Raw genomic sequence first — 21,989 nt, forward strand, 5'->3', positions numbered from 1 at the left:
TCTCATGAGTGTTTCGCAAGAACTGTTCGACCGCGCCCAGCGCGTCATGCCCGGGGGCGTCAACTCGCCCGTGCGCGCGTTCAACTCCGTGGGCGGTACCCCGCCGTTCATCGCCGCGGCCAAGGGCCCGTACCTCACGGACGTGGACGGGCGCGAGTACGTGGACCTGGTGTGTTCGTGGGGCCCCGCGCTGATCGGTCACGCGCATCCCGTGGTCACGGAGGCCGTCCACGAGGCCGTGGAGCGCGGTCTCGGTTTCGGCGCCACCACGCGCGGTGAGACCGAACTCGCCGAGCTCGTGGTAGACCGCGTGGCCCCGCTCGAGGAGATCCGCATGGTCTCCACGGGCACCGAGGCCACCATGACGGCGCTGCGCCTGGCCCGCGGGTTCACGGGCCGCGACCTGGTGGTCAAGTTCGCCGGGTGCTACCACGGTCACGTGGATTCGCTCCTGTCGGAGGCCGGTTCCGGTGTCGCGACCCTGGCCCTGCCGGGTTCCGCGGGAGTCACCGAGGCCACCGCCGCCCAGACGCTCGTGGTGGCCTACAACGACGTCGCGGCGCTCGAGACCGTCTTCGCCGAGCACCCCGGTGAGATCGCCGCGGTGATCACCGAGGCCGCTCCGTGCAACATGGGCGTGGTCACCCCGGAGAACGACTTCAACGAGCACATCCGTCGGATCACCCGGGACAACGGCGCCCTGATGATTCTGGACGAGGTGCTCACGGGCTTCCGCGTCCACGAGGCCGGGTACTGGGGGCTCAGCAACCAGAACGGCGAGGACTGGGTCCCGGACCTGTTCACGTTCGGCAAGGTCATCGGCGGGGGACTGCCCACCGCCGCACTGGGCGGGCGCCGCGAGATCATGGAGTACCTGGCCCCCATGGGCCCGGTGTACCAGGCGGGCACGCTGTCCGGGAACCCCGTGGCTATGGCCGCGGGGATCGCGACGCTCAAGTGCGCGGACCGGATCGCGTATCAGACCATCGACCGCCGTTCCGAGCAGCTGCAGGCGGGGGTGCACGAGGCCCTCGATGCCGCCGGGGTCGATCACTCGATCCAGGTGGCCGGCAACCTGTTCTCGGTGGCCTTCGGGACCGGTGCCCGCGGGGTGCACGACTACGCGGACGCCAAGGCCCAGGAGAGCTTCCGGTACACGCCGTTCTTCCACTCCATGCTGGATGCCGGGGTCTACCTCCCGCCCTCGGTCTTCGAGGCGTGGTTCCTCTCCGCGGCGCACGACGATTCGGCCATGGACCGGATCCTCTCGGCCCTTCCCGCCGCGGCTCGTGCGGCAGCGGAGGCTCGACCCGCCGAAGGCTGATCCGCTCCGCCTTTTCTGTACGCCTTTTCCTGTACGACGACGGCGCTGCGCCGCCCGGGTGGTTCCCGGCGGTGCCGCGCCGTCGTCATTGCGCAGTGCGACGGCCGCGGTCGTGTGCGTGACGGTCGCTGTAGCGGTGCGGGTGGGGTCAGGGGTGCGAGCGGTCCCAGGGGCGCGGGTGGACGGGCCACGTGCCGTCCACCACGGCCTCGGGATCTCGGCGCCGGAAGTATTCCTGCAACGACGCCGCTTGCTCGGCTGCCCAGCCGATCTGCAGTTCGTGCAGCTCTTCCGCGGGTCGTTCAAGCTCTGCGAACCGTTCGACCAGGGCGGTGGCGAGCCGCTCGGTGGCCAGTGCGTCCGCGGCGGAGGTGTGTGCGGCATCTAGGACCACGCCGTACTCCTCGCACAGTGCGCCCAGCGTCCGCTTGCCGCGGCGGTAGCGGTGCACCTGCTTGTTGAGCACGAACGGGTCCAGCACGGGCATCGGGGCCGGGGCGGGCAGACCGTGGCGCTCGCTCTCTCTCGCGAGGACCGTGAGGTCGTAGGCGGCGTTGAATGCGAGCACCGGGATCCCCGCGCGCCACAGCCCGCTCAGCACGTCGTGCAGTTGCGCGGTGACCTCTGCGGCGGGGCGGCCCTCGGCGCGGGCCCGCTCGGTCGTGACGCCGTGGACCGCGGCGGCCTCCGCGGGGATCTCGATCCCGGGATCGGCGAGCCACTCCCATTCCCGCGTCACGGTCCCAGTGGCGTCCACGAGGACCACCGACGCCGTCACGATCCTCGCCTCCTGTGGATCCCGCCCCGTGGTCTCGAGGTCGAACGCCGCGCGCTCGCCGGCGGTCCACGACGGCGCGGCGCCGACCTCCCTGCGAGCCGCCCCGTGGGGGACGGTTGCTGCGGTCGCCGCGGGCTCGGCGGCGTCGTCGCCGGCGGTCTGTGCTACTTCGGACGCGCGGTCGCGTGAGGGCGCGGAGCGGGTGTCGGCAGCGTTGTCCCGCGTGAGTTCAGGCCCGGGCTCGGGCGTGGCGTCGAACAGCGTGGGCTGCTCGGGCTGCGGCGCGGCGGGCTCCTCGGGGTCCGCCGCGGGTGGCGGGGGCGGCACGTCGAAGAGTGCGGGCTGTTCGGTGTCACCTGTGTCGTGCGGGGAAGCCATGCGACCACGGTACCGGTCGGTGCGCGGGCCGTTATGCGTGTCGGATGACCGTGATGTGATCACCACATGCGAACGCAGCGTGAACCGTCCTGGCGCGTCCTCCCGCCCCGCGGCGTCGAATCCGGCGGGGCGGACCCGGAGCTGGACCCCGCGCAACGCACCGTCGTGGAGCTACCGGCCGACCACGGGCCGGTCCTCGTGCTGGGAGCGCCCGGGACGGGGCGCAGCACGGTGACCGTGGAGGGTGCGGTGCGACGGATCGTCGAGGGAGCCGATCCGCAGCGCCTGCTCGTGCTCGCGCCATCGCGTGAACTGGCGGCCACGCTGCGGGACGAGATCAGCCGCCGTGCGCGCGCGACCATCAGCACGCCGCTCGTACGCGCGTGGCAGGCGTACGCGTTCGACGTCCTGCGCCGCGCACAGGCCCAGGACCTGTTGCCCGGGGTCACCACCACACCGGTGTTGTTGTCCGGGCCGGAACAGGACGCGTTCCTCGCGGAGATGATGCGCGGGCACGCTGCCGGGTACGGCAGCCCCGTGGTGTGGCCTGCGGAACTCGATCAGGCGCTCGGCACGCGCGGCTTCCGCGGCGAATTGCGCGAGCTGTTCGACCGCATGAACGAATACCGCCTGGCGCCCGACGTCCTGGCGCGCTGGGCGCAACCCCTTGGTCGCCCCGAGTGGCGCAGCGCGGCGGCGTTCCGCGCCGAGTACCAGCAGATCCGCGCCCTGCGCATGCCCAACGCCTTCGACCCGTCCGAGCTCGTGGACCGCGCGGCCCGCGTCCTCGAGGAGAATCCGGATTTCCTCGCCCGGGAACAGGACCGGTTGGACGTCGTGCTCGTGGACGACCTCCAGGACGCCACCCCGTCCGCCCACCGGCTCATCGGGGTGCTCACCCGGGGCCGGGACGCCGTGTTCACCGCCAATCCGGACACCACCGTCCAGGGGTTCCGCGGGGCCCGCCCGGACCTGTTGCGCACGCTCGAGGACCGGGTGGGCACCCCCGCTCGGCCCCTGCAGCGCTTGCAGCTAGGCACGAGTCACCGCATGCCACTGCGGGTCAACGAGGCGTGGCAGCGCGTGGCGCGGGCCATCCCAGTCGTACCGGGGGCCCGCGTCCAGCGCGCCCCCGAGCAACCCCGTGCGACCGAGCACATCGCCTCCCAGGCAACCGACGCCCACACAGCCGACGCCCACCCTGCCGACGACGCCGCAGCGCCGGGTTCGGTGCGCGCGACGCTCTTCGATTCGCCCACGGCCCAGGCGCGCTGGTGCGCGGACCACTTCTTGCGTTTGCATGTTTTGCACGGTGTGCCCTACCGGGACATGGCGGTGATCGTGCGCAGCGGTTCCCAATTGTCGGCGCTGACCCGGCAGCTGTCGGCGCTGGGCGTGCCCACGACCACGTCCGCCGCCGAGACCCCCTTGCGGGAGGAACCCGCGGTGATCCCGCTGCTGCATGCCCTGCGCTTGTTGCTCGCGGCGCAGGATGCGGTCGCGGAACCGGACGGAGCACTTGATCAGGAAGCACAGGAAGCCGGCCCGGGCCGGGGTGGGCAACCGGGCGACGATCCCGATTCCGCTTCCGGAACGTCGATGGAAGGCTCGGAGGCCGAGGACGCGGACCGTGAGCGGGCCGCCCACCGATCCATGCTCACGGCCAGTGCCGCGGTGGCCCTGTTGACGTCGCGGATCGGCGGGGCGTCCCCCATGGAGGTGCGCCGGATCCGCCAGAAACTGCGCGGTTACGAGCTGCGTACCGGTGGTGGACGCACGAGCGACGACCTCCTCGTCCAGGCGCTCGCGGACGGTGTGTTGCTCGAGCTCGCGGAGGTGCACTCGGATTCCGCGGCGCGCGTCGCTGACATGCTCCAGGCCGGTCAGGAGGCGCTGGACGAGCCCGGCGCCACCGCTGAATCCGTGTTGTGGGCCCTGTGGGACGCGTCCGGGGTCGCACCGCGCTGGCGGCGTCGTGCCCTGGCCGGGGGAGCGGAGGCCGTGCGGGCGGACCGGGACCTGGACGCCGTCGTCGGACTGTTCGAGGCCGCCGAGCGGTTCGTGGACCAGGTCCCGGGCGCCACGGCACGGGCGTTCATGGACTACATGGACCACCAGGAGTTGCCCATGGACACCCTGGCGGCCCGAGCACCGGCGGAGGACAACGTCTCGGTGATGACCCCCGCGGGGTCGGCGGGTCGGCAGTGGGCGCACGTGGTCGTCGCCGGGGTGCAACAGGGGGTGTGGCCCAACACCGCCCTGCGCGGTCAGTTGCTGGGAACGGACGTGCTCACCGACGCCCTGGACCACGGGCCGGAACAGGCCACACGGTTGAGCGCGGTGGACCGGTTGCGGCAGGTGCGCTTCGACGAACTGCGGCAGTTCGCCACGGCCGTCTCCCGCGCCACGGCCGGCCTCACGGTCACCGCGGTGGCCAGCCAGGACGAGCAACCGTCCGAGTTCGTGGACCTCGTGGCCGGCGGGAGCCGCGACGATCCCGGCATCTCCGTCGAGGAACTGAGCGCACCCGAACCCCTCACGTTGCGCCAGCTCACGGGTGCGCTGCGCCGCACCGTGCAGCAACCGGACGCGGCCGCCCACGAACGAGAGGCCGCCGCGCGTCTGCTGCATGATTTCGCCGCCCTCGCAGAGCCCGTGCCGGGTGCCGCACCCGAGCAGTGGTGGGGCCGCAACGCTTTGTCCACCGAGGACGCGCTGTTCGCACCGGACGAGGCGGTACGCGTCTCCCCGTCCACGATCGAGACGATCCACCGCAGCCCGCTCGACTGGTTCGTGAGCGAGGCCCATGCCACCGAGGTGACCGATCTGCGGCGCAGCCTGGGAACGCTCGTGCACGACATCGCCGAGCGACTCCCGGACGCCGACAGCGTCGAGTTGATCGCGCACCTGCGTCGCCGCTGGCCCTCCCTGGGCATGCCCCACGGCTGGACGGGGGAGCAGGAGCTCGAACGCGCGGAGAAGATGTTGCGTAAGTTCGCGCAGTACTCGCGGGAGATGCGCTCCGAGCACGGGCGCGAGCTCGTCTCGGTGGAGGGCAGTTTCGAGGTCCTGGTGCGCAGCGAGGCCCGGGACGCCCTGCTGACCGGGCGCGTGGACCGGCTGGAGGTGGACGCCCACGGGCGCCACGTCGTCGTGGATCTCAAGACCGGCAAACACCAGCCGACCAAGAAAGACATCCCCGAGCACCCGCAGCTGGGCGCGTATCAGGTGGCCTTGCAGGCCGGCGCCGGGCGGGCCATGCAGGAGGCCTCCCGCACCGAGGATCTGCATGAAACCCGACGTCCGGAGCGCATCGAGCTGCCCGAGGGCGCCGTGTCCGCCCAACCAGGGGGAGCGCTGCTCGTCCAGCTCGGCGGCCCCGCGGCGTCGCCCGGTGTGCAACTCCAGGACCCCCTGGACGAGGAACACCGCTGGGCGCGGGACCTCATCACGCAAGCGGCCCTCCTCGTGGCGGGCACGCGATTCGAAGCGCGGCACACCGCGGATCAGGAGGCCGGATTCGGGATCCGGTGCTCCGTCCCGTGGCTGTGTCCGCTGTGCGCCCAGGGAAGGCAGGTCACAGAGAAATGACCCAGCAGGATTCCGCCCCCCAGCCCCGCTCACCGCAGGACGTCCGGTACTCCCCGTACGAGATCGCGGAGGCGCTCGGGGACTTCCCGCCCACCGAGCAACAGGCCGCGGTGATCGCGTCCCCGTTGACCCCACGACTGGTCGTGGCGGGCGCGGGCTCGGGTAAGACGACCACCATGTCCGATCGCGTCGCGTGGCTTGTGGCCAACGGACTGGCCCGCCCGGACGAGATCCTCGGGGTCACCTTCACACGCAAGGCCGCGGGCGAACTGTCCCAGCGGATCAACCAGAAGCTGCGGAACCTGCGCCGCGCGGGACTCATCGACGAGCCCGAGGACGACGACGCCCCGGCCGCGGCGCAGGAGCCCACGGTCAGCACGTACCACTCCTACGCGAACTCGCTCGTACGCAGTTACGGGCTTCGGCTGGGCGTGGAATCGGACACCGTCCTGCTCGGTCAGGCCCAGGCCTGGCAACTCGCACACGACCTCGTGCAGAGCTGGGACGGCCCGTTGCCCGCGACCGTGCCCGCCGCATCCACGCTCACCACGGGTCTCATGCAGTTGGCGTCCGAGGCCTCGGAGCACCTCGTGGAACCGCGCCGGATCCACGAGTTCGTGGGCCGGCTGCGTGCGATGTGCCTGGACGCCCCTCCGGACGGGCGGAAGAAGTCCCCGGGGCGCAAGGTGCAGGACGCCGTGCGCCGGATGGAGCAGACCGAGGTCCTCGCGCAGCTCGTGGAGCGCTTCCGCGCGGCCAAGCGCGTGGACTCGGCGCTCGACTACGGCGATTTGCTGGCGCTCGCGGCACGGATCGTGCGGATTGACCCCCACGCGCGCACGGTCGAGCGGGAACGCTTCTCGGTGGTCCTGCTGGACGAGTTCCAGGACACGTCCCACGCCCAGTTGGCCCTGTTCTCGGGATTGTTCGGGGAGGGGCACTGCGTCATGGCCGTGGGCGATCCCCAGCAGTCCATCTACGGCTTCCGGGGGGCGTCCTCCGGCCAGCTGTTCAGTTTCGTGGAGAACTTCCCGGTCCGGGGGTCCTCGGACGTGGAGCCGTCCCGGTTCGCGGACACGAGTTTCCTCACCACGGCGTGGCGCAACAGCCTCGCGGTCCTCGAGGTGGCGAACGCCGTGGCCGAGCCGCTGCGTACCCCGCCCGCGTGGAGCCGTTCCGCGGCCACGGTCGAGGTCCCGCCGCTGGACCCGGCGCCGGGTGCGGTGCGCGGTCGTGTGCGGGTGAGCCGCTACTTCACGGACACCGAGGAGGCCCAGGCCGTGGCCGCGTCGATCCACGACCAGCGGGCCGCGCATCAGGGTCAGGCCCCGGACGAGATGCCCACCATGGCCGTGCTGTGCCGCAAACGCGCGCAGTTCGAACCCCTGCGCCTGGAACTCGAAGCCCGGGACATCCCCTACGAAGTGGTCGGGCTGGGTGGGCTGTTGCACACCCCGGAGGTCGCCGACGTCGTCGCGATGCTCCACGTCCTCACCGATCCGGGCCGCTCGGACGCCCTCGCCCGATTGCTCGCCGGCGCCAGGTGGCGGCTGGGTGCACGCGACCTCGCGGCACTCGGCGACTGGGCCGCGGCCCTCGAGCGCGGCCACCACCGGGCCGCGCGCGGCGAGGATCCGGAGCCCGCCGACGACGCGGCCACCACCGGCGAGAATGCCGAGGAGCCCGTGGTCATGGCGGACATCGTGGACCGCGCGAGCCTGATCGAGGCGCTCGAGACACTGCCCCCCGAGGGCTGGGTCTCCTCGCGCGGTCGCGGGATCAGTGCCGAGGGCGTGCGCCGGTTGCGCGCATTGCGCCGGGACGTGCGAGACCTGCGCAGTGTGCTTGGGGACGAGCTGACCACCGTGATCCACGAGGTCGAGACCGTGCTGGGCCTCGATATCGAACTCGCCGCGCTGCCCGGGGAGGATCCCGTGCACGCGCGGCGCAACCTGGACGGCTTCCACGACCAGGCGGTCCAGTTCACGGCCACGACCCGCACGCACGACGTCGCCGCGTTCCTGGACTGGCTCGAGGCCGCGTCCCACGAAGAGAACGGCCTGGAACTTCCGCCCGCGCACACGCGCCGGGACGCCGTACAACTGCTCACGGTCCACGCCTCCAAGGGCCTCGAGTGGGACCACGTCTACGTCCCCGGGCTCAACAAGAACGACTTCCCCTCCAAGAAGTCCTCCGCGTGGACCCTGGAAGCGGCCAAGCTGCCGTGGCCGTTACGTGGCGACGCCGCTCAGTTGCCCCAGTGGGATGCGCGCGTCTCGGACGTGCGCGAACTCGAGAGTTCTTACGAGGAGTTCGCGGAGGACGTCGAACAGTACGACCTCGCCGAGGAACGTCGGTTGGCCTATGTCGCGTTCACGCGCGCCAAGTCCCTGCTCGAACTCTCCGGCAGCGTGTTCCGGGGCACCGCCCAGGAGGTCAAGGAGGCCTCACCGTTTTTGCTCGAAGCGCGGGAGTTGGTCGAGGGATCGAGCCCCGGTTTCGAGGCGGGTCCGTGGGTCGAGCCGGAACCGGATGCCACCAACCCGCAGCGGGACACCCGGGTCAGCGCGCTGTGGCCGTACGACCCCGTGGAGGGACCGGAACTCGTGCGCACCGAACGCTCCGCGGACGGCGAGCACATGGAAACCGTGATCGCTCCGGCACACCGGGGCCGCCGAGAGGTCATGGAACGCGCTGCCCGCGCCGTGGCCGAGCGCGGTTTCCCGGACACCCGCGAGCTCACGGACGAGGAGTTGGCACAGGGGCCCTCCGGTGACGTGGTCACGCGGTGGCGGCGCGAGGCCGAACTGTTGCTGGGTCGCCGCGCGGCGTCCGAGGAGGACCGCAGCGTGCACATGCCCTCCCACGTCTCGGCGTCCGCGCTCGTGGCCATGGACACCGATCCCGAGGGGTTCATCAGCAATCTGCGCCGACCCATGCCACGCAAACCGGGCTCCGCGGCCCGGGCGGGCACGGCGTTCCACACGTGGGTTGAGAATTTCTTCGGGGACTCCGCGATTTTCGACGCGGACGAACTGCCCGGTTCCGACGACTACGTGGACGAGGACCTGGACCTGCCCCGGCTCGCCGAGACCTTCCGGAACAGCCCGTGGGCGTCTCTGGAGCCCTACGCGATCGAACTGCCCGTGGAGACCCCGGTGGGGTCGCTCACGGTGCGCGGTCGGATCGATGCCGTGTTCCGCACCGCGGACGGCTGGGAACTCGTGGACTGGAAAACAGGGCGAATCCCGCACGGTCGGGAGCTCAAGCGCAAGTCCGGGCAGCTCGCGCTGTACCGGTTGGCGTTCGCGCGGTTGCACGAGGTCCCGGTGGAGCTTGTGTCGGCGGCGTTCTACTACGTGGCCGCGGACCTGGTGGTGCGTCCCCACGACCTCGCGGACGAGACGGAACTCGAGGCCGTGGTGAGCTCGCTCTACGAGGTGGGCGTGACGAATCCGGACGCCGCGGAGGAGCCGCCGGTGGAGGAGCCGCCCTCGCCGGAGTGATGGTCGGGGGACAAGCCGTCGTCGCTGGGGTGACCGTCCGGGGCGGAGTCGCCGTCGAGGGCGCGGCCGTCGGAGTCAGTGCGGTCCACCGAGTCGACGTCGGAGTCGCCGGCCCGATCCGCCTCGACCGCGGCGGTCGACGCGGTCGAGGCGGGCGGCGGACCGGCCACCCCCGGGGACGGCGACGCGCTGGCCCGCACGTCCGCCGCGAGGGTCGTGAGCATCCGCTGGGCGTTGTCCACCATGGACGTGCTGCCCCGGTCCACACCGCGCACGAGCCATTCCGCGAGCGCGAACTCGGCCTTGAGGTGCGCGCGGCGCAACAGATGGCGGTCCGGGGGTTGGACGGCCGCCACGGAGTAGGCCTCTATCACGGTGTCCGCGAACGCAGGGTCGGACATGCCCACGAGCCATGAGAAGTCCACGGCGGGATCGCCCACGTGCAGATCGCTCCACCCCGTGAAGGACGCGAGTGAACCGTGGTCCACGGTGATGTTGTCCTCGTGTAGGTCCCCGTGCACCACGCGCGTGGAGAACTGCCACAGCGTGGTGTCCTCGAGGGCCTCCTCCCACCGGCGCAAGAGGTCCCCGGGGATCAGCCCCGTGGTCGCGGCCTGATCGAGATCGTGGAGCATGCGCTTGCGGCACTGTTCGGCGCTGTAGGCGGGCAGGTCCGCGTCCATCACGAGCGCACGGGGCAGAGAATGAAGGCACCCGAGCGAACGGCCCAGTTGCACGGCCAGGGGGGCGCGCGGCGTCGCACTCGGGGAGGGCGTGTGCACGGGAGGTTCGGGATGTTCGTTCTGCCGCTGGAACTCCCGCAGGCTAAGCGTGTGACCCGGCAGGTGCGAGTAGACAAAAGTGCGCAACCCGTCCTGCGCCACGGACCCCGCGACCGTGGGCAGGTGGAACGGCAACCGCGAGCGCACGGACGGGGTGAACGCCTGCAACACCAGGTGCTCGGTCTCCAGGCGCATGCTCGCTTCGGTGTTCAGGGGACTGCGGACGCGCCAGCGGCGACCCTCGGAGTCCTGGACCACGCACGAGCGGAAATCCGCGGCGTCGTCGGGAGAAGGACCGGTGGCCACAGGGGCCACCCCGGGCACGGCCGCGGCCGCGACGGCGGCCAGCAATTCGGGGGTCGTTCTCACCTTACCCACCCTACCGGCCTCGGCCCGGGGCGGGCTGTCCACCGCGGCCCGTGAGGATGTCCGGACCCCGGTCTACAGTGGTCGGATGATCTCATGCCAGGACCGTCCCGGCGCCGTCGCGCCCCTGCTCGACGACGCCCAGCTGCCCTTCGCCGGGCGCCCCTTCGACCGGGACGCGGTCGCCCGGGAGCACCGCGATCTCGTGGCTGAGGCGCTCGCCTCGCCCACCGCGCGGGTGCTCGTGCTGCGGGGCTCCCAGGCCCCCACGCGCGACGGCGCCCTGGTCCTCCCGCTCGTGGCGGAGGTCCCGGGACCCACGGATGATGCCAGCCGCCCGGACGTGTACCTGGGCCGCCTGGCGGACGGCACCCAGGTGATCCTGCGCACCTTCCCCGAGGACACCCAGCTGTCCGGTCTCGACGGTGCCCGGTGGGAGGGGCTGCGCACGCTGGCCACCGTGGTGGACCCCGAGCAGACGTCGTTGCTCGTCACGGCGCAGGCGGTGGCCTTGTGGCACCGGGACCACCCGCGGTGTCCTCGCTGCGGGGCGCTCACGCGGAGCATCCGCTCCGGGTGGGCCCGGCGCTGCCCCGAGGACGACTCGCTGCACTTCCCCCGCACGGATCCAGCGGTCATCGTGGCGGTGGTCGAGGACGGCCCGGACCCGGCCTCGCAGCGCATCCTGCTGGGCCGCTCTGCGGCATGGGCCGGCAACATGTACTCCACGTTCGCAGGCTTCGTCGAGCCGGGGGAGTCCGCCGAGCAAGCGGTCGTGCGCGAGGTGCGCGAGGAGGCCGGGATCACGGTGGACACCGTGCAGTACCAGGGCTCTCAGCCGTGGCCGTTCCCCCGCTCCCTAATGCTGGGCTTCCGCGCCGTGGCCCACACATCGGTGGCCGAGGCGGACGGCGAGGAGATCCTGGATGTCCGGTGGTTCACGCGCGAGCAGCTGCTCACGAGCACCCGCACCGGTGAGGTCACGCTGCCGGGGAGGGTGTCGATCGCGCACGCGCTGATCGTCAGCTGGCTGGGCGAGGACCTCCCGGGGACCGATTGGTGAGCGTGGAGCAGAGCGCCGAGGAGCGGATCCTCGGAGGCCTGGACCCGGAGCAGCGCGTGGTCGCGACCACACTGAACGGTCCGGTGTGCGTGCGCGCTGGAGCGGGCACCGGCAAGACGCGGGCCATCACCCACCGCATCGCGTGGGGCATCGCCTCGGGGGTCTATACCCCCCAGAAGACCCTGGCCCTGACCTTCACCGCGCGCGCCGCCAATGAGATGCGCCAGCGGCTGCGGGCCCTCGGGGCTCCCGGTGTGCAGGCCCGGACCTTCCACTCTGCCGCCCTGCGCCAGCTGCAGTACTTCTGGCCGCAGGCCGTGGGTGGGCCCCCGCCGGGGCTCGTGAACCACAAGGCGAGACTGATCACCGAGGCCGCCCAGGCCATGCGCCTGACCACGGACCGGGCGACCGTCCGGGACGTCGCGGCCGAGATCGAGTGGGCCAAGGTCTCCATGCACACCCCGGACACCTATCCGCAGGCGGCGGGCCAGCGGGACATGCCCGCGGGCTACGACGTCCGCACCATGCAGCGGCTCTACCAGTCCTACGAGGACCTCAAGGCGGACCGACACCTGATCGACTTCGAGGACGTCCTGCTGATCACGGTGGGGATCCTGGAGGAGGACGAGCGGATCGCCGCGGCGGTGCACGCGCAGTACCGCCAGTTCGTGGTGGACGAGTACCAGGACGTCTCGCCCCTGCAGCAGCGGCTGCTGGACGCGTGGCTCGGCTCCCGGGACGATCTCTGCGTGGTGGGGGACGCCTCCCAGACCATCTACTCCTTCACGGGCGCCACGTCCCGGCACCTGCTGGAGTTCCCGTCCCGGTACCCCGGGGCGTCCGTGGTGGAGCTGATCCGCGACTACCGCTCCACCCCTCAGGTGGTCAACACCGCCAACCGGCTGCTGGCCGCGCGCCGCCCGTCCCTCACGTCCACCCCGGACACGTGGGCCACACCGCTGCGCCTGGTCTCCCAGCGCCCCGCGGGCCCCGAGCCCGCGTGGAACGAGTATCCGGACGACGAGGCCGAGGCCGCGGGCGTGGCCGTGCGGATCCAGGACCTGATCGACGACGGCGTGGCCCCGCACGAGATCGCCGTCCTGTTCCGCACCAACGGCCAGTCGCAGGCATTCGAAGCCGCACTCGCGGATGCGAACATCGGCTTCCAGCTGCGCGGCTCCGAACGGTTCTTCAACCGGCCCGAGATCCGGCAGGCCATCGTGCAGATCCGTTCCGCCGCACGCACGGCGGGCGCGGACCGCGCGGACGTCCCCCAGCAGGTGCGGGACATGCTCGGTTCGCTCGGCTACACGGAGCGGGCCCCGCGCTCCGACAGCGCCACGCGCGCCAAGTGGGAGTCCCTGCGTGCACTCGTCTCGCTCGCTGACACCATGGCCCGCCGCGCCGTGGCGGACGGCGAGACGCTGTCGCTCGCCGGTTTCGCGCAGGAGATCGAACGCCGTGCGACCACCCAGGAGGCCCCGGTGGTGGACGGGGTCACGCTCGCGTCCCTGCACTCGGCTAAGGGCCTGGAGTGGGATGCCGTGTTCCTCGTGGGGCTCTCCGAGGGACTCATGCCCATCAGCTTCGCCGACACCCCGGATGCCATGGACGAGGAGCGCCGGCTGCTCTACGTGGGGATCACCCGCGCGCGGGAGCACCTCGTGCTCTCGTGGTCGCTGTCCCGGACCCCGGGCGGTCGGCCCAACCGGGCCCGGTCCCGTTTCCTCGACGCCGTGCTGCCCCCCGCGCCGCGCACCCCGGCACGACGCCGCGGCGGCCGCTAAGCGGGTGCGGCCGAGGCCCGGCCGGGACCGGTACCACCACCCGGTGACGCGTTGTGTGGTCGCAGCGCGGCGGGCGAGCGTGGACCGGGACCGGCCCGTGCGGCGTCGTCAGCTGCGCTCCGCGCTCGCCCAGAACTCGGTGGCCAGGCGGGCGAACTCGTCGGGCCGCTCGATCATGGGCCCGTGGCCGGTGTCGGGAAACCGGTGGCTGCGAGCCCCCAGGGCCTTCGCCCCGCGGGCGAGGTGACGGAAGGGCAGCACCGTGTCCTTGTCGCCCCACATGATGAACACGGGAACACCGGTGGCCCGCACGCGGGGGAGCAGCCGGCGCCGCCAGGGCCGCTTCACACCCGCGATCGAGCCGATCGAGCGCAGCATCTGCAGCATGGCCTCGGAGCCGCCGGGGCGCTGCGCGAGTTCGTAACCGCGTTCCACGCGCTCGGGCGTGGCCAGGGCGGGGTCGTGGTACATGGCCCGCTCGGAGCGCAGCGCACCCTTGCGGCTCGGTGTCAGTGCGCGCTCGCCCACCCCGGGCAGCGCCGCGAGCCGCAGGGCCGGGCTCACGCCCCTTCCGAATCCTGCGGAGTCCACGAGCAGCAGGCTGCGCACGAGTTCCGGGTGGTCGGCGGTGAGCTGCATGGCCACGGCCCCGCCCAGGGAGTTGCCGGCCACGTGGGCCGGCGCAATGCCCTGGGCGCGCACGAACTCCGCCACGCGGGAGGCGAGATTCGAGAGGCTCATGCCCTCGGTGGGGACCTCGGAGCCACCGAAGCCGGGGAGGTCCACGCTGATCACACGGTGCCGCGCGGCCAGACGCTCGTGCTGCTCGTCCCAGTCGGCCAGGCTGCGTCCGATCCCGTGGATCAGCAGCACCGGGGTGCCCTCACCGGTCTCGCGCCAGCTCAGCCCGTTCCACAGCTGCGTGCTCACGCGCCCACCCCCGAGGTGGTGCGGGCGGGCACCGTGAACTCGAGTTGCTCGTCCTTCTCGGCACCCGGACGGAACAGCACCCGGTCCCGCAGGTAGTTCTGCCGCACGTTCCATGCCCCGTCGCGGCCCTGGCGGGGCAGCAGGTGCGCGCCACGCTGGATGTAGCCGGAGGCCAGGTCGATGAGCGGGCGCAGCCCGGTGCGGGGGCCGGAGTACCGGGGCGTGACGGCCACGGCGCCCTCGCGGTCCATGCGGTCCAGCAGCCGCCGGAAGTACTCTGTGATCAGGTCCACGCGCAGGGTCCACGAGGAGTTCGTGTACCCGATGGCGAAGGCCATGTTGGGGACGCCATCGAGCATCATGCCGCGGTAGCTCACGCGCGCGGCCGGATCCACGGTCTCCCCGTCCACCACGAGATCCATGTTCCCAAGAAACTGCACGTTGAGCCCCGTGGCGGTGACGATCACGTCCGCCGGGAGGTGACGGCCCGAGCGCAGCTGGATCCCGTCCGCGGTGAAGCGTTCGATGGTGTCCGTGACCACCTCGGCGTGCTCCCCGCGCACAGCCTTGAAGAAGTCGCCGTCCGGTGCCGCGCACAGCCGCTGGTCCCACGGGTCGTACTCGGGGGTGAAGTGCTCATCCACCGGGAAGGTGGGGCCCAGGTGCTTCACAGCCCCGCGGTGCAGCAGGTCCCGCATGGCCTGCGGTCGGCGTCGGCTGAACTCGTAGATGGCCATGGAGCGCACGATGTTGCGCCAGCGGTTGGCCTCCCCGGCCACGCGCGGCGGCAGCCACTTGCGCAGCTTGATGCCAGTCTCGTCCCTGCCGGGCACGGAGGCCACGTAGGACGGGGAGCGCTGCAGCATGCTCACGTGAGCGCCGCGGTCCGTGAGCGCGGGCACGAGGGTCACGGCGGTGGCGCCGCTGCCGATCACGACCACGCGACGGCCCGCCACGTCCAGGTCCTCCGGCCAGTGCTGCGGGTGGACCACGGTCCCCTCGAACTCGGACAGCGTAGGCCAGTCGGGGGTGAAGCCCTCGTCGTAGCGGTAGTAGCCCGTGGCCATGAACAGCCACCGGCCGGTGAGCTGCTCGGCCCCGCCCGTGTGGACGTCGCGGTGCGTGACGGTCCATGTGTGGGTTTCGGAGGACCACCGTGCCTGCTCGGCGCGCCGCCCGAACCGGATGTCCTTTGTGACGTCGGCCTCCTCGGCCGCCGCGTGGACGTAGTCGAGGATGGTGTCCCCAGTGGCCAGGCTGCGCTCTCCTGTCCAGGGGTGGCTGCGGTAGCCGAAGGTGGCCATGTCCGAGTCCGAGCGGATACCCGGGTACCGAAAGAGGTCCCACGTGCCGCCCATGTCCTCGCGCGCCTCGAGGATGCGGACGGTGCGGCCGGTGCCGGCGAGCTCCCGAGCGGCGCCGATGCCGGAGATCCCGGCACCGATGATGATCACGTCGACGTCCTGAGTGTCCATGTGGTTCTCCAACTTCCTTGCGGTCGCGCGCCCCGGGGGATCCGGGTGGTGCAGCCGGTGCCCGACGGCGTTCCCGACGGGTGCCGGCTCCGAAACCTCGCGGCGACGTGGCCGCTTCCAGTTCCCTGCACGCAGGCCGTGCGCCGGGAGGGGCCCGGGTCGGCAGCGGTCCGTGCCGGTGCACACTAACGCGTGTTAGCTTGATGGTTGTCGAGTGTAACAGCTCACATTCGTGGGGCATCAGGGCCCGGCGGCGGTGGGCCACTCGCTATCATGTGGCCACCGACCTCCAGGGAGAACTCACGAGCATGCACCGGCACCGCGCCCCCGCACGGCGGGCCACGAGCGCCGACGTGGCACGGCTGGCCGGGGTCTCCCGCACCACCGTGAGCTTCGTGCTCAACGACACCCCCTCGCAGTCCATCTCCGCGGGCACCCGACGCCGCGTGCTCGACGCCGCCCGGGAGCTCTCCTACGCGCCCTCGGCGGAGGCGCGGGCGCTCGGCCGGGGCCGCTCCACCTCCGTGCTGCTATACCTCCCGCCGGCGGGGTCCCTCACCGAGGACATCGGGGTGATCGTGGAGCGGCTCTCGGTGCTGTTCTCCGAGGTGGGGCTGTCCATGGTGATCCATGCGTGGACCCGCCGCCCCGCCGCCCAGGTCTGGTCCTCCGTGACGCCGGCCGCCGTGCTCGCGTGGGACCTCGCGGAGGACGACGCCGAGCGCATGCGTCGAAGTGGCGTGCGCGGCGTCGTCTCCTGGACCGGTTCGGACGACATGGGGCGGTGGATCACGGGTCTCCGTGAGCGGGACATCGCCAGGGTGCAGGTGCAGCGGCTCGTGGCCGCGGGCCATACGCACCTGGGCTATGCGGTCACGGGCGGGGAGCACATGCACGGCGTCTCCCAGTGGCGCTTCGAGGTGCTGCAGCGCGAGTGCGCGGCCCGTGGCCTGCCTCGCCCGAGCGCTCTTCCCCTTCCTGTGGATCCCCGCGGGGCGGCCGATGTGCTGCTGCAGTGGCGCGAACGGCACCCGGGGGCGTCCGGGGTGTGCGCCCACGACACCACCGCCGCGCTCGCCGTGCTCTGCGGGATGCGGCGGCTCGGCTGGAAAGCGCCCGCGGACCTCGCGATCGTGGGGGTCAACGACTCCCCGGCGGCGGCGCTGGCCGACCCTCCGCTGACCATGGTGGCGCTGGACCCGGAGGTCACGGCCCGGCACATCGTGGCCGTGATCAACGCCCTGGTGCGGGACGAGCCCGCACCCTCGCCCCCGGACACGGCGGGGGCCTTCACGGTGGACCGCGACTCCGTCTGAGCGGGCACGGGTGGTACGGCGCACTCCGCACGCACGGTTCACAGCCCGGTGAACGCGAGGGAGCACAGGCACCTCGGATCCGGGGCCAACGGCAGAACCGTCAGCCCCCGGCGCAGCACGAGGCACGCTTCCGGACCGTCAGGTGACTGCGTTCCGGCGGTGGGCCGGGCCGGCGGTGGGCCGGACGGCGCCGTTTCGGTGCCGGCAGGTGGCACGTCCGGGGGAGCGTCGTGTGGCGGGTCAGACGGTGCCGCCCGCGGAGCGGCGTCATCCCGCAGCACGTGGGACAGCAGGCGACCCGCGATCTCCCCGGTGGCCACCGTGCGCGTCAGCACGGCCACTGCCCCGTCCTGACGCGGAAGCAGAGGCTCGCCGGACGTGGATGGGGACCCACGGAACGCGCGTCGCGCTTCACGGACCGCACTCGCCACACAGGCTCGGCACGGGCGATGCGCCCAGTCGGTGAGGGGCCAGACCACCACGGACCCGCCGTCGCGGACCACGCTCAGGGTGGGCAGCGCCGGGTCCAGGTCCGGGGAGGGAGCCGTGGCGAGGTCCGCCACGAGATCACCGGGCACGGACCACGTGTGGAGCACCACGGCGGTGGGCACTGCCGCCGACGGGAAGAGCTCGGGTGCGCTGAGCGGGGCGCAGCGCGGGGATCTGCGCCGCAGCAGGGTCCTCAGCACCAGTTCACGCGGCTGGCCCTGGAACTCCGCGGGATACGGGCCGTGGCGGACGTCCGCGGTCTCGACGGGTGCAGGATCCCGGACGTTGAGCAGGCAGACCCCGGCCTCCGCGAGCGCGAGGCACACGGCGGCGGTGAGGGGGTCGAGCCCGAGCGCGAGAACGCGCAGCTCGTCGAGCGCCGGGGGAGCGCAGGGTTCCTCGGGGGCGGTTGGGCAACGGTGGGTCATGGCACCAGGGTTGCCGAAGCGGGATGCTCCCGGGGCCGGCGCGGGGCAATCCACAGGACGGGTGCCGCGGGCACCGTGCTCTCCTTCTGTGTCCCGGTTCGTGCCCCGCCCGGGCGGGGTGGTGAACTGGGGGCATGCCCCCACCACGAGCCAGAATCGTCGAACCACCGGAGGAGATGCCGGAGATCGTCGTCAAGCGCAGTGCCCGCCGCACCAAGACCGTCAACGCCCACTTCAGCGGGGACGCCGTGGTGCTCTCGGTGCCGCAACGGGCCACCCGTGCCCAGATCGCGCATTGGAGTGCAACTCTCGTTCCCAGGGTCGTGGCCAAGCGGCGCGCGGCGGAGGCGGCCTCGCGCACGCGGCACTCCGACACGGCGCTGGAGGAGATGGCGCAGCGGCTGTCCCGGACCTACCTGGAGGGTCGTGCCCGGCCCACGAGCATCACGTGGTCCGCCCGCCAGCACACACGGTGGGGCTCGGCGACCCCCGCCACGGGTGCCATTCGGATCTCACGGCGACTCGCGGACGCGCCCGAGTGGGTTCTGGAGACCGTGGTGCTGCACGAGCTCGTGCACCTGCTCGAGGCTCACCACAACGAGCGGTTCTGGGAGATGGCACGGCGCCACCCCAGGGCGCACGACGCCGGCCAGTTCCTGGACGGCGCCGCGTGGGCGGAGCGGAACCCCGCGCAGGTCACGGGCCGGGAGTGAGCCACCCGAGGGGCCAGCCCGGCGAGCCGGGTCGGCGAGGGGCCGGTACGAGGTCCGCACGGGTCTCGGTGCGAGTGGCCCCGGGCCGTTCGCACGGGCCCGGCCGCGAACCCTGAAGTCCGTACGACGGGCCTACTACACGGAGGCCCAGCCGCCCACGATCAGTCCTCGTCCCGCGTGGCGTCGGGATCGTCCTGGTCGTCGTCGCCGGCAGTGCCCGTGCTCTCACCCGGCTCGCGTCCACGCGACGTCTCCCCGGACGCACCCTGCTTCGTGTCCGCGGAGGCCTGGCCGGTGGAACTCGCGCCCCCCGGGGCCTGCCGACCGTCCTCGTACCCGCCGGCCAGCAGCTTCTCCAGGGCGGCGTCCATCTCCTCGTCGCTGGCCGTGAGCAGCCCGCGGCGCTCCTCGAAGCCCTGGGGATCATCGAGGTCCTCGTTGGTGGGCAGCAGCTCGGGGGACTCCCAGAGGCTGTCGCGCTCGGTGATCCCGCGCTGTTCCTCCACGTAGCCCCAGAAGGTCGCGGCCTCACGCAATCGGCGGGGGCGCAGTTCGAGACCCACGAGGGAACCGAAGGTGCGCTCGGCGGGCCCGCCCTCGGCGCGGCGGCGGGCCATCATCTCGGTGAGGGCGGCGGCGGAGGGGATGTTGGCGGTGGAGGCCACGGTGACGCGGTTGACCCAACCCTCCACGAGCGCGAGGACCGTCTCGAGCTTGGCGAGTGTGGCCTCCTGGCGCGGGGTCATCTCGGGGCTGAACACGCCGGAGGCCAGCGCGTCCTGGATGCCCGAGGGGTCGGAGGGGTCGAGTTCCTGGGCGATGGACTCGATCCGGTCCATGTCGATGTGGATCTCGGACGCGAACGCCGTGATCAGGTCCAGCACGTACTGGCGCAACCACGGCACACCGTGGAACAAACGCGTGTGGGCGGCCTCGCGGATGGCCAGGTACAGCATCACGTCCGAGGCCGGCAGGTCCAGCCCCTCGCTGAACTCGGCCACGTTGGACGGCACGAGCGCGCAGCGGTCCTTGGCCAGGGGGATGCCCACGTCCGTGGAGGACAGCACCTCGCACGAGAGCGCACCCACGGCCTGTCCCAGCTGCATCCCGAACATCATGGAGCCCGCGCCGGAGAGCATCCCGGACAGGTCCGCCCCGCCCATGGCCTGGGAGAGCTCGGGGGGCAACTGCTGGGTGAGGGCGTCGGACATGGCCTTGGACACGGAGGTGGCCACCGGGGTGGTCATCTCCTTCCAGGTCTCCCACGTGGCCTCGATCCACTCGGCGCGCGCCCACGCGGACGGCAGCACGGGGGCTTCGCCGAACGCGGTGTTGTCCGTGAGCCACAGGTCCGCGAGCTTCATGGCGTCGTTCACGGCGCCCTTCTGCTTCGCCGAGACGGACGCATCGCCCTTCTGCGCGGCCACCTGACGGGCGTGCTGGTTGGCGAGCTCCCAGTTGATGGGCTCCCCCGAGGAGGTCGAACTCATCATGGACTGGATCTGCTGGAACATCATGGACATGGCCTGCGGGTCCATGGGCATACCGGCCGGCATGTCACCGGGCTTCATGTTCCCGGAGCCCAGCAGACGCTCGAACATCTCCTGGAACGGGTCCTTAGGGTTCTCGCCGTTCTCGTCGTACGGAGGGTTCGAAGGCATGGGACCGCCAATCGTCGTGGAGGATCTAGGACTGCTCAAACCCTAGCCGTCCGCCCCGGGCCCGAACCACCGCGTGCGCGCCCAGTTCGCTGATGGCTCAGGTACCCTCCGGGCGCCCGTTCACCGGGAGCGGGCGACGCCGCCGTCCCCGGCCGTGCGGCGTCTTCGAACCTTCCACGAGGGCGTGCGACGTACGCCCCAGACGGTGTGCGCGGGACCTTCCCAGGGTGGGCCGAGTACGCTGGGACGGTCCTGGAGGCCGTGGAGAGGAAGCGACGTGACGGGTGAGCAGAAGGGGGCGCGGCGCGGATTCCTCCGCCGCCGGTCGTTGCCGTCGGTCGCGCTCGCGGGGACCACGGTGCTGCTGCTCGCGGGCGTGGTGCTGCCCGCGCCGTACGTCGTGGAATCCGCCGGACCCACGTTCAACACCGTGGGCAGCCACGACGACAAGCAGCTCGTCAAGATCACGGGCGCCCCGACCTACCCGAGCGACGGCCGGTTGGACCTCACCACCGTGTACGTCACGGGCGGACCCTCCGGGCGGCTCAACTCCATCAACGCGCTGCTGGGCTGGTTGGATCCCTCCGATGCCGTGATCCCGGAGGACACCCTTTACCCGCCGGACACCACGGGCCAGCAGGTGGACGAGTCCAACGCCGCGGCCATGGTCACCTCCCAGGAGGACTCCGTGGCGGCCGCGCTGAACCACCTGGGCAAGCCGTTCACAACCACCCTGACCGTGCACGCCGTGATCCCCGGCGGCGCCGCGGACGGTGTCCTGCGGGCCGGGGACCGGATCCTCTCCGTGAACGGCACGCAGGTCACCTCGCTCGAGCTGTTGCGCGAGCAACTCGACGCCGCGGGGGAGCGGGGAGCGGACGTCGTCGTGCGCCGGGATGGCAGGACGGTCACCGAACACGTGAAGCTGACCCGGGACGAGGACTCGCAGCGGTGGCAGCTCGGCGTGTACCTCGTACCGAAATACGAGTTCCCCGTGGACGTGGACTTCCAACTGGACCAGGTGGGTGGACCCAGCGCCGGGATGATGTTCGCGCTGGGGATCGTCGAGGAACTGACCCCCGGATCGATGGCGGGCGACGAACACATCGCGGGTACCGGAACGATCTCGGCGGACGGGAAGGTCGGTCCCATCGGCGGGATCCGACAGAAATTGCAGGGCGCAGCGGAGTCCGGTGCCACGTACTTCCTGGCCCCCTCGGACAATTGCGGTGAGGTGGCCGGGCACGTCCCGGATGGTCTCACGGTGATCGAGGTGAAGACACTGGGAGATGCTGTGGAAGGGGTCGAAAAAGCGGCGTCCGGATCGGTCGTGGAGCTGCCTTCCTGCGGCACCCGGTGACATCCCGAGGCGGCGAAATTGCATGCCGCGACGGGGGCCAGC

The 21,989-nt window shown here is 71.8% G+C and carries 13 protein-coding genes and 1 pseudogene; 8 read left to right on the forward strand and 6 right to left on the reverse strand.

Translation table 11 applies throughout. The annotated features are described in order from the left end of the window. Nucleotides 1–4 precede the first annotated feature (4 nt). A complete protein-coding gene (gene hemL, locus HBK84_RS04535) occupies nt 5–1,324 on the forward strand; it encodes a glutamate-1-semialdehyde 2,1-aminomutase (RefSeq protein ID WP_064846089.1) in 1,320 nt (439 codons plus the stop codon). 148 nt (nt 1,325–1,472) lie between these two features. On the opposite strand, the pseudogene HBK84_RS04540 reads toward hemL, so the two are convergent. Continuing rightward, nucleotides 1,473–2,174: pseudogene (locus HBK84_RS04540) on the reverse strand (3'-5' exonuclease); the annotation flags it as partial. A gap of 372 nt (nt 2,175–2,546) precedes the next feature. Here HBK84_RS04540 and HBK84_RS04545 point away from each other — a divergent pair. Continuing rightward, nucleotides 2,547–6,071, forward strand: coding sequence for an ATP-dependent DNA helicase (locus HBK84_RS04545; protein ID WP_167318305.1), 3,525 nt, complete (start codon nt 2,547–2,549; stop codon nt 6,069–6,071). Next, nucleotides 6,068–9,577 carry an ATP-dependent DNA helicase gene (locus tag HBK84_RS04550; protein WP_167318306.1) on the forward strand — a complete coding sequence of 1,170 codons (3,510 nt, stop codon included), beginning with the start codon at nt 6,068–6,070 and terminating at the stop codon, nt 9,575–9,577. Before HBK84_RS04545 ends, HBK84_RS04550 begins: the two co-directional genes overlap by 4 nt. Here HBK84_RS04550 and HBK84_RS04555 read toward each other — a convergent pair. Beyond that, nucleotides 9,505–10,728, reverse strand: coding sequence for a macrolide 2'-phosphotransferase (locus HBK84_RS04555; protein ID WP_240919103.1), 1,224 nt, complete (start codon nt 10,726–10,728; stop codon nt 9,505–9,507). The genes HBK84_RS04550 and HBK84_RS04555 overlap by 73 nt on opposite strands. A gap of 85 nt (nt 10,729–10,813) precedes the next feature. Here HBK84_RS04555 and nudC point away from each other — a divergent pair, with 85 nt between their 5' ends. Further along, nucleotides 10,814–11,788 (forward strand): NAD(+) diphosphatase, encoded by a 975-nt coding sequence (nudC, locus tag HBK84_RS04560; RefSeq protein ID WP_167318307.1) that lies wholly within the window; start codon nt 10,814–10,816, stop codon nt 11,786–11,788. After that, nucleotides 11,785–13,575 (forward strand): ATP-dependent helicase, encoded by a 1,791-nt coding sequence (locus HBK84_RS04565; protein ID WP_064846093.1) that lies wholly within the window; start codon nt 11,785–11,787, stop codon nt 13,573–13,575. Before nudC ends, HBK84_RS04565 begins: the two co-directional genes overlap by 4 nt. Nucleotides 13,576–13,683: 108 nt before the next feature. Here HBK84_RS04565 and HBK84_RS04570 read toward each other — a convergent pair whose 3' ends face one another. Further along, entirely contained in the window at nt 13,684–14,505 is an 822-nt protein-coding gene (locus HBK84_RS04570; RefSeq protein ID WP_206069194.1) for an alpha/beta fold hydrolase, read from the reverse strand. After that, on the reverse strand, nt 14,502–15,980 hold the full coding sequence (locus tag HBK84_RS04575) for an NAD(P)/FAD-dependent oxidoreductase (protein WP_144930622.1): 1,479 nt from the start codon (nt 15,978–15,980) through the stop codon (nt 14,502–14,504). The genes HBK84_RS04570 and HBK84_RS04575 overlap by 4 nt, the downstream gene beginning before the upstream one ends. A gap of 308 nt (nt 15,981–16,288) precedes the next feature. On the opposite strand from HBK84_RS04575, the gene HBK84_RS04580 reads away from it, so the two are divergent. After that, a complete protein-coding gene (locus tag HBK84_RS04580) occupies nt 16,289–17,296 on the forward strand; it encodes a LacI family DNA-binding transcriptional regulator (RefSeq protein WP_167318309.1) in 1,008 nt (335 codons plus the stop codon). Nucleotides 17,297–17,334: 38 nt separating this feature from the next. Here HBK84_RS04580 and HBK84_RS04585 read toward each other — a convergent pair whose 3' ends face one another. After that, complete coding sequence (locus HBK84_RS04585) at nt 17,335–18,213, reverse strand: hypothetical protein (protein WP_085107653.1); 879 nt, start codon at nt 18,211–18,213, stop codon at nt 17,335–17,337. Nucleotides 18,214–18,389: 176 nt separating this feature from the next. Here HBK84_RS04585 and HBK84_RS04590 point away from each other — a divergent pair, with 176 nt between their 5' ends. Further along, the gene (locus HBK84_RS04590) at nt 18,390–18,926 is read left to right on the forward strand and encodes a M48 family metallopeptidase (protein WP_052160959.1); all 537 of its coding nucleotides are present in this window, start codon (nt 18,390–18,392) and stop codon (nt 18,924–18,926) included. Between the two features lie 161 nt (nt 18,927–19,087). On the opposite strand, the gene HBK84_RS04595 is transcribed toward HBK84_RS04590, so the two are convergent. After that, nucleotides 19,088–20,587 (reverse strand): zinc-dependent metalloprotease, encoded by a 1,500-nt coding sequence (locus HBK84_RS04595; RefSeq protein ID WP_167318310.1) that lies wholly within the window; start codon nt 20,585–20,587, stop codon nt 19,088–19,090. Nucleotides 20,588–20,864: 277 nt separating this feature from the next. Between HBK84_RS04595 and HBK84_RS04600 the strand changes: the two genes are divergently transcribed. Then, entirely contained in the window at nt 20,865–21,947 is a 1,083-nt protein-coding gene (locus HBK84_RS04600) for a PDZ domain-containing protein (RefSeq protein WP_098053956.1), read from the forward strand. Nucleotides 21,948–21,989: the final 42 nt, after the last annotated feature.

The organism is Kocuria sp. KD4, from assembly GCF_011769905.1.
Taxonomy (GTDB): domain Bacteria; phylum Actinomycetota; class Actinomycetes; order Actinomycetales; family Micrococcaceae; genus Kocuria; species Kocuria marina.

Bases quoted from the DNA above. Each gene is read 5' to 3' on its own strand.
- hemL (WP_064846089.1), top strand. From the start codon at position 5: ATGAGTGTTTCGCAAGAACTGTTCGACCGCGCCCAGCGCGTCATGCCC.
- HBK84_RS04545 (WP_167318305.1), top strand. From the start codon at position 2,547: ATGCGAACGCAGCGTGAACCGTCCTGGCGCGTCCTCCCGCCCCGCGGC.
- HBK84_RS04550 (WP_167318306.1), top strand. From the start codon at position 6,068: ATGACCCAGCAGGATTCCGCCCCCCAGCCCCGCTCACCGCAGGACGTC.
- nudC (WP_167318307.1), top strand. From the start codon at position 10,814: ATGATCTCATGCCAGGACCGTCCCGGCGCCGTCGCGCCCCTGCTCGAC.
- HBK84_RS04575 (WP_144930622.1), bottom strand. From the start codon at position 15,980: ATGGACACTCAGGACGTCGACGTGATCATCATCGGTGCCGGGATCTCC.
- HBK84_RS04580 (WP_167318309.1), top strand. From the start codon at position 16,289: ATGCACCGGCACCGCGCCCCCGCACGGCGGGCCACGAGCGCCGACGTG.
- HBK84_RS04585 (WP_085107653.1), bottom strand. From the start codon at position 18,213: ATGACCCACCGTTGCCCAACCGCCCCCGAGGAACCCTGCGCTCCCCCG.
- HBK84_RS04590 (WP_052160959.1), top strand. From the start codon at position 18,390: ATGCCGGAGATCGTCGTCAAGCGCAGTGCCCGCCGCACCAAGACCGTC.
- HBK84_RS04595 (WP_167318310.1), bottom strand. From the start codon at position 20,587: ATGCCTTCGAACCCTCCGTACGACGAGAACGGCGAGAACCCTAAGGAC.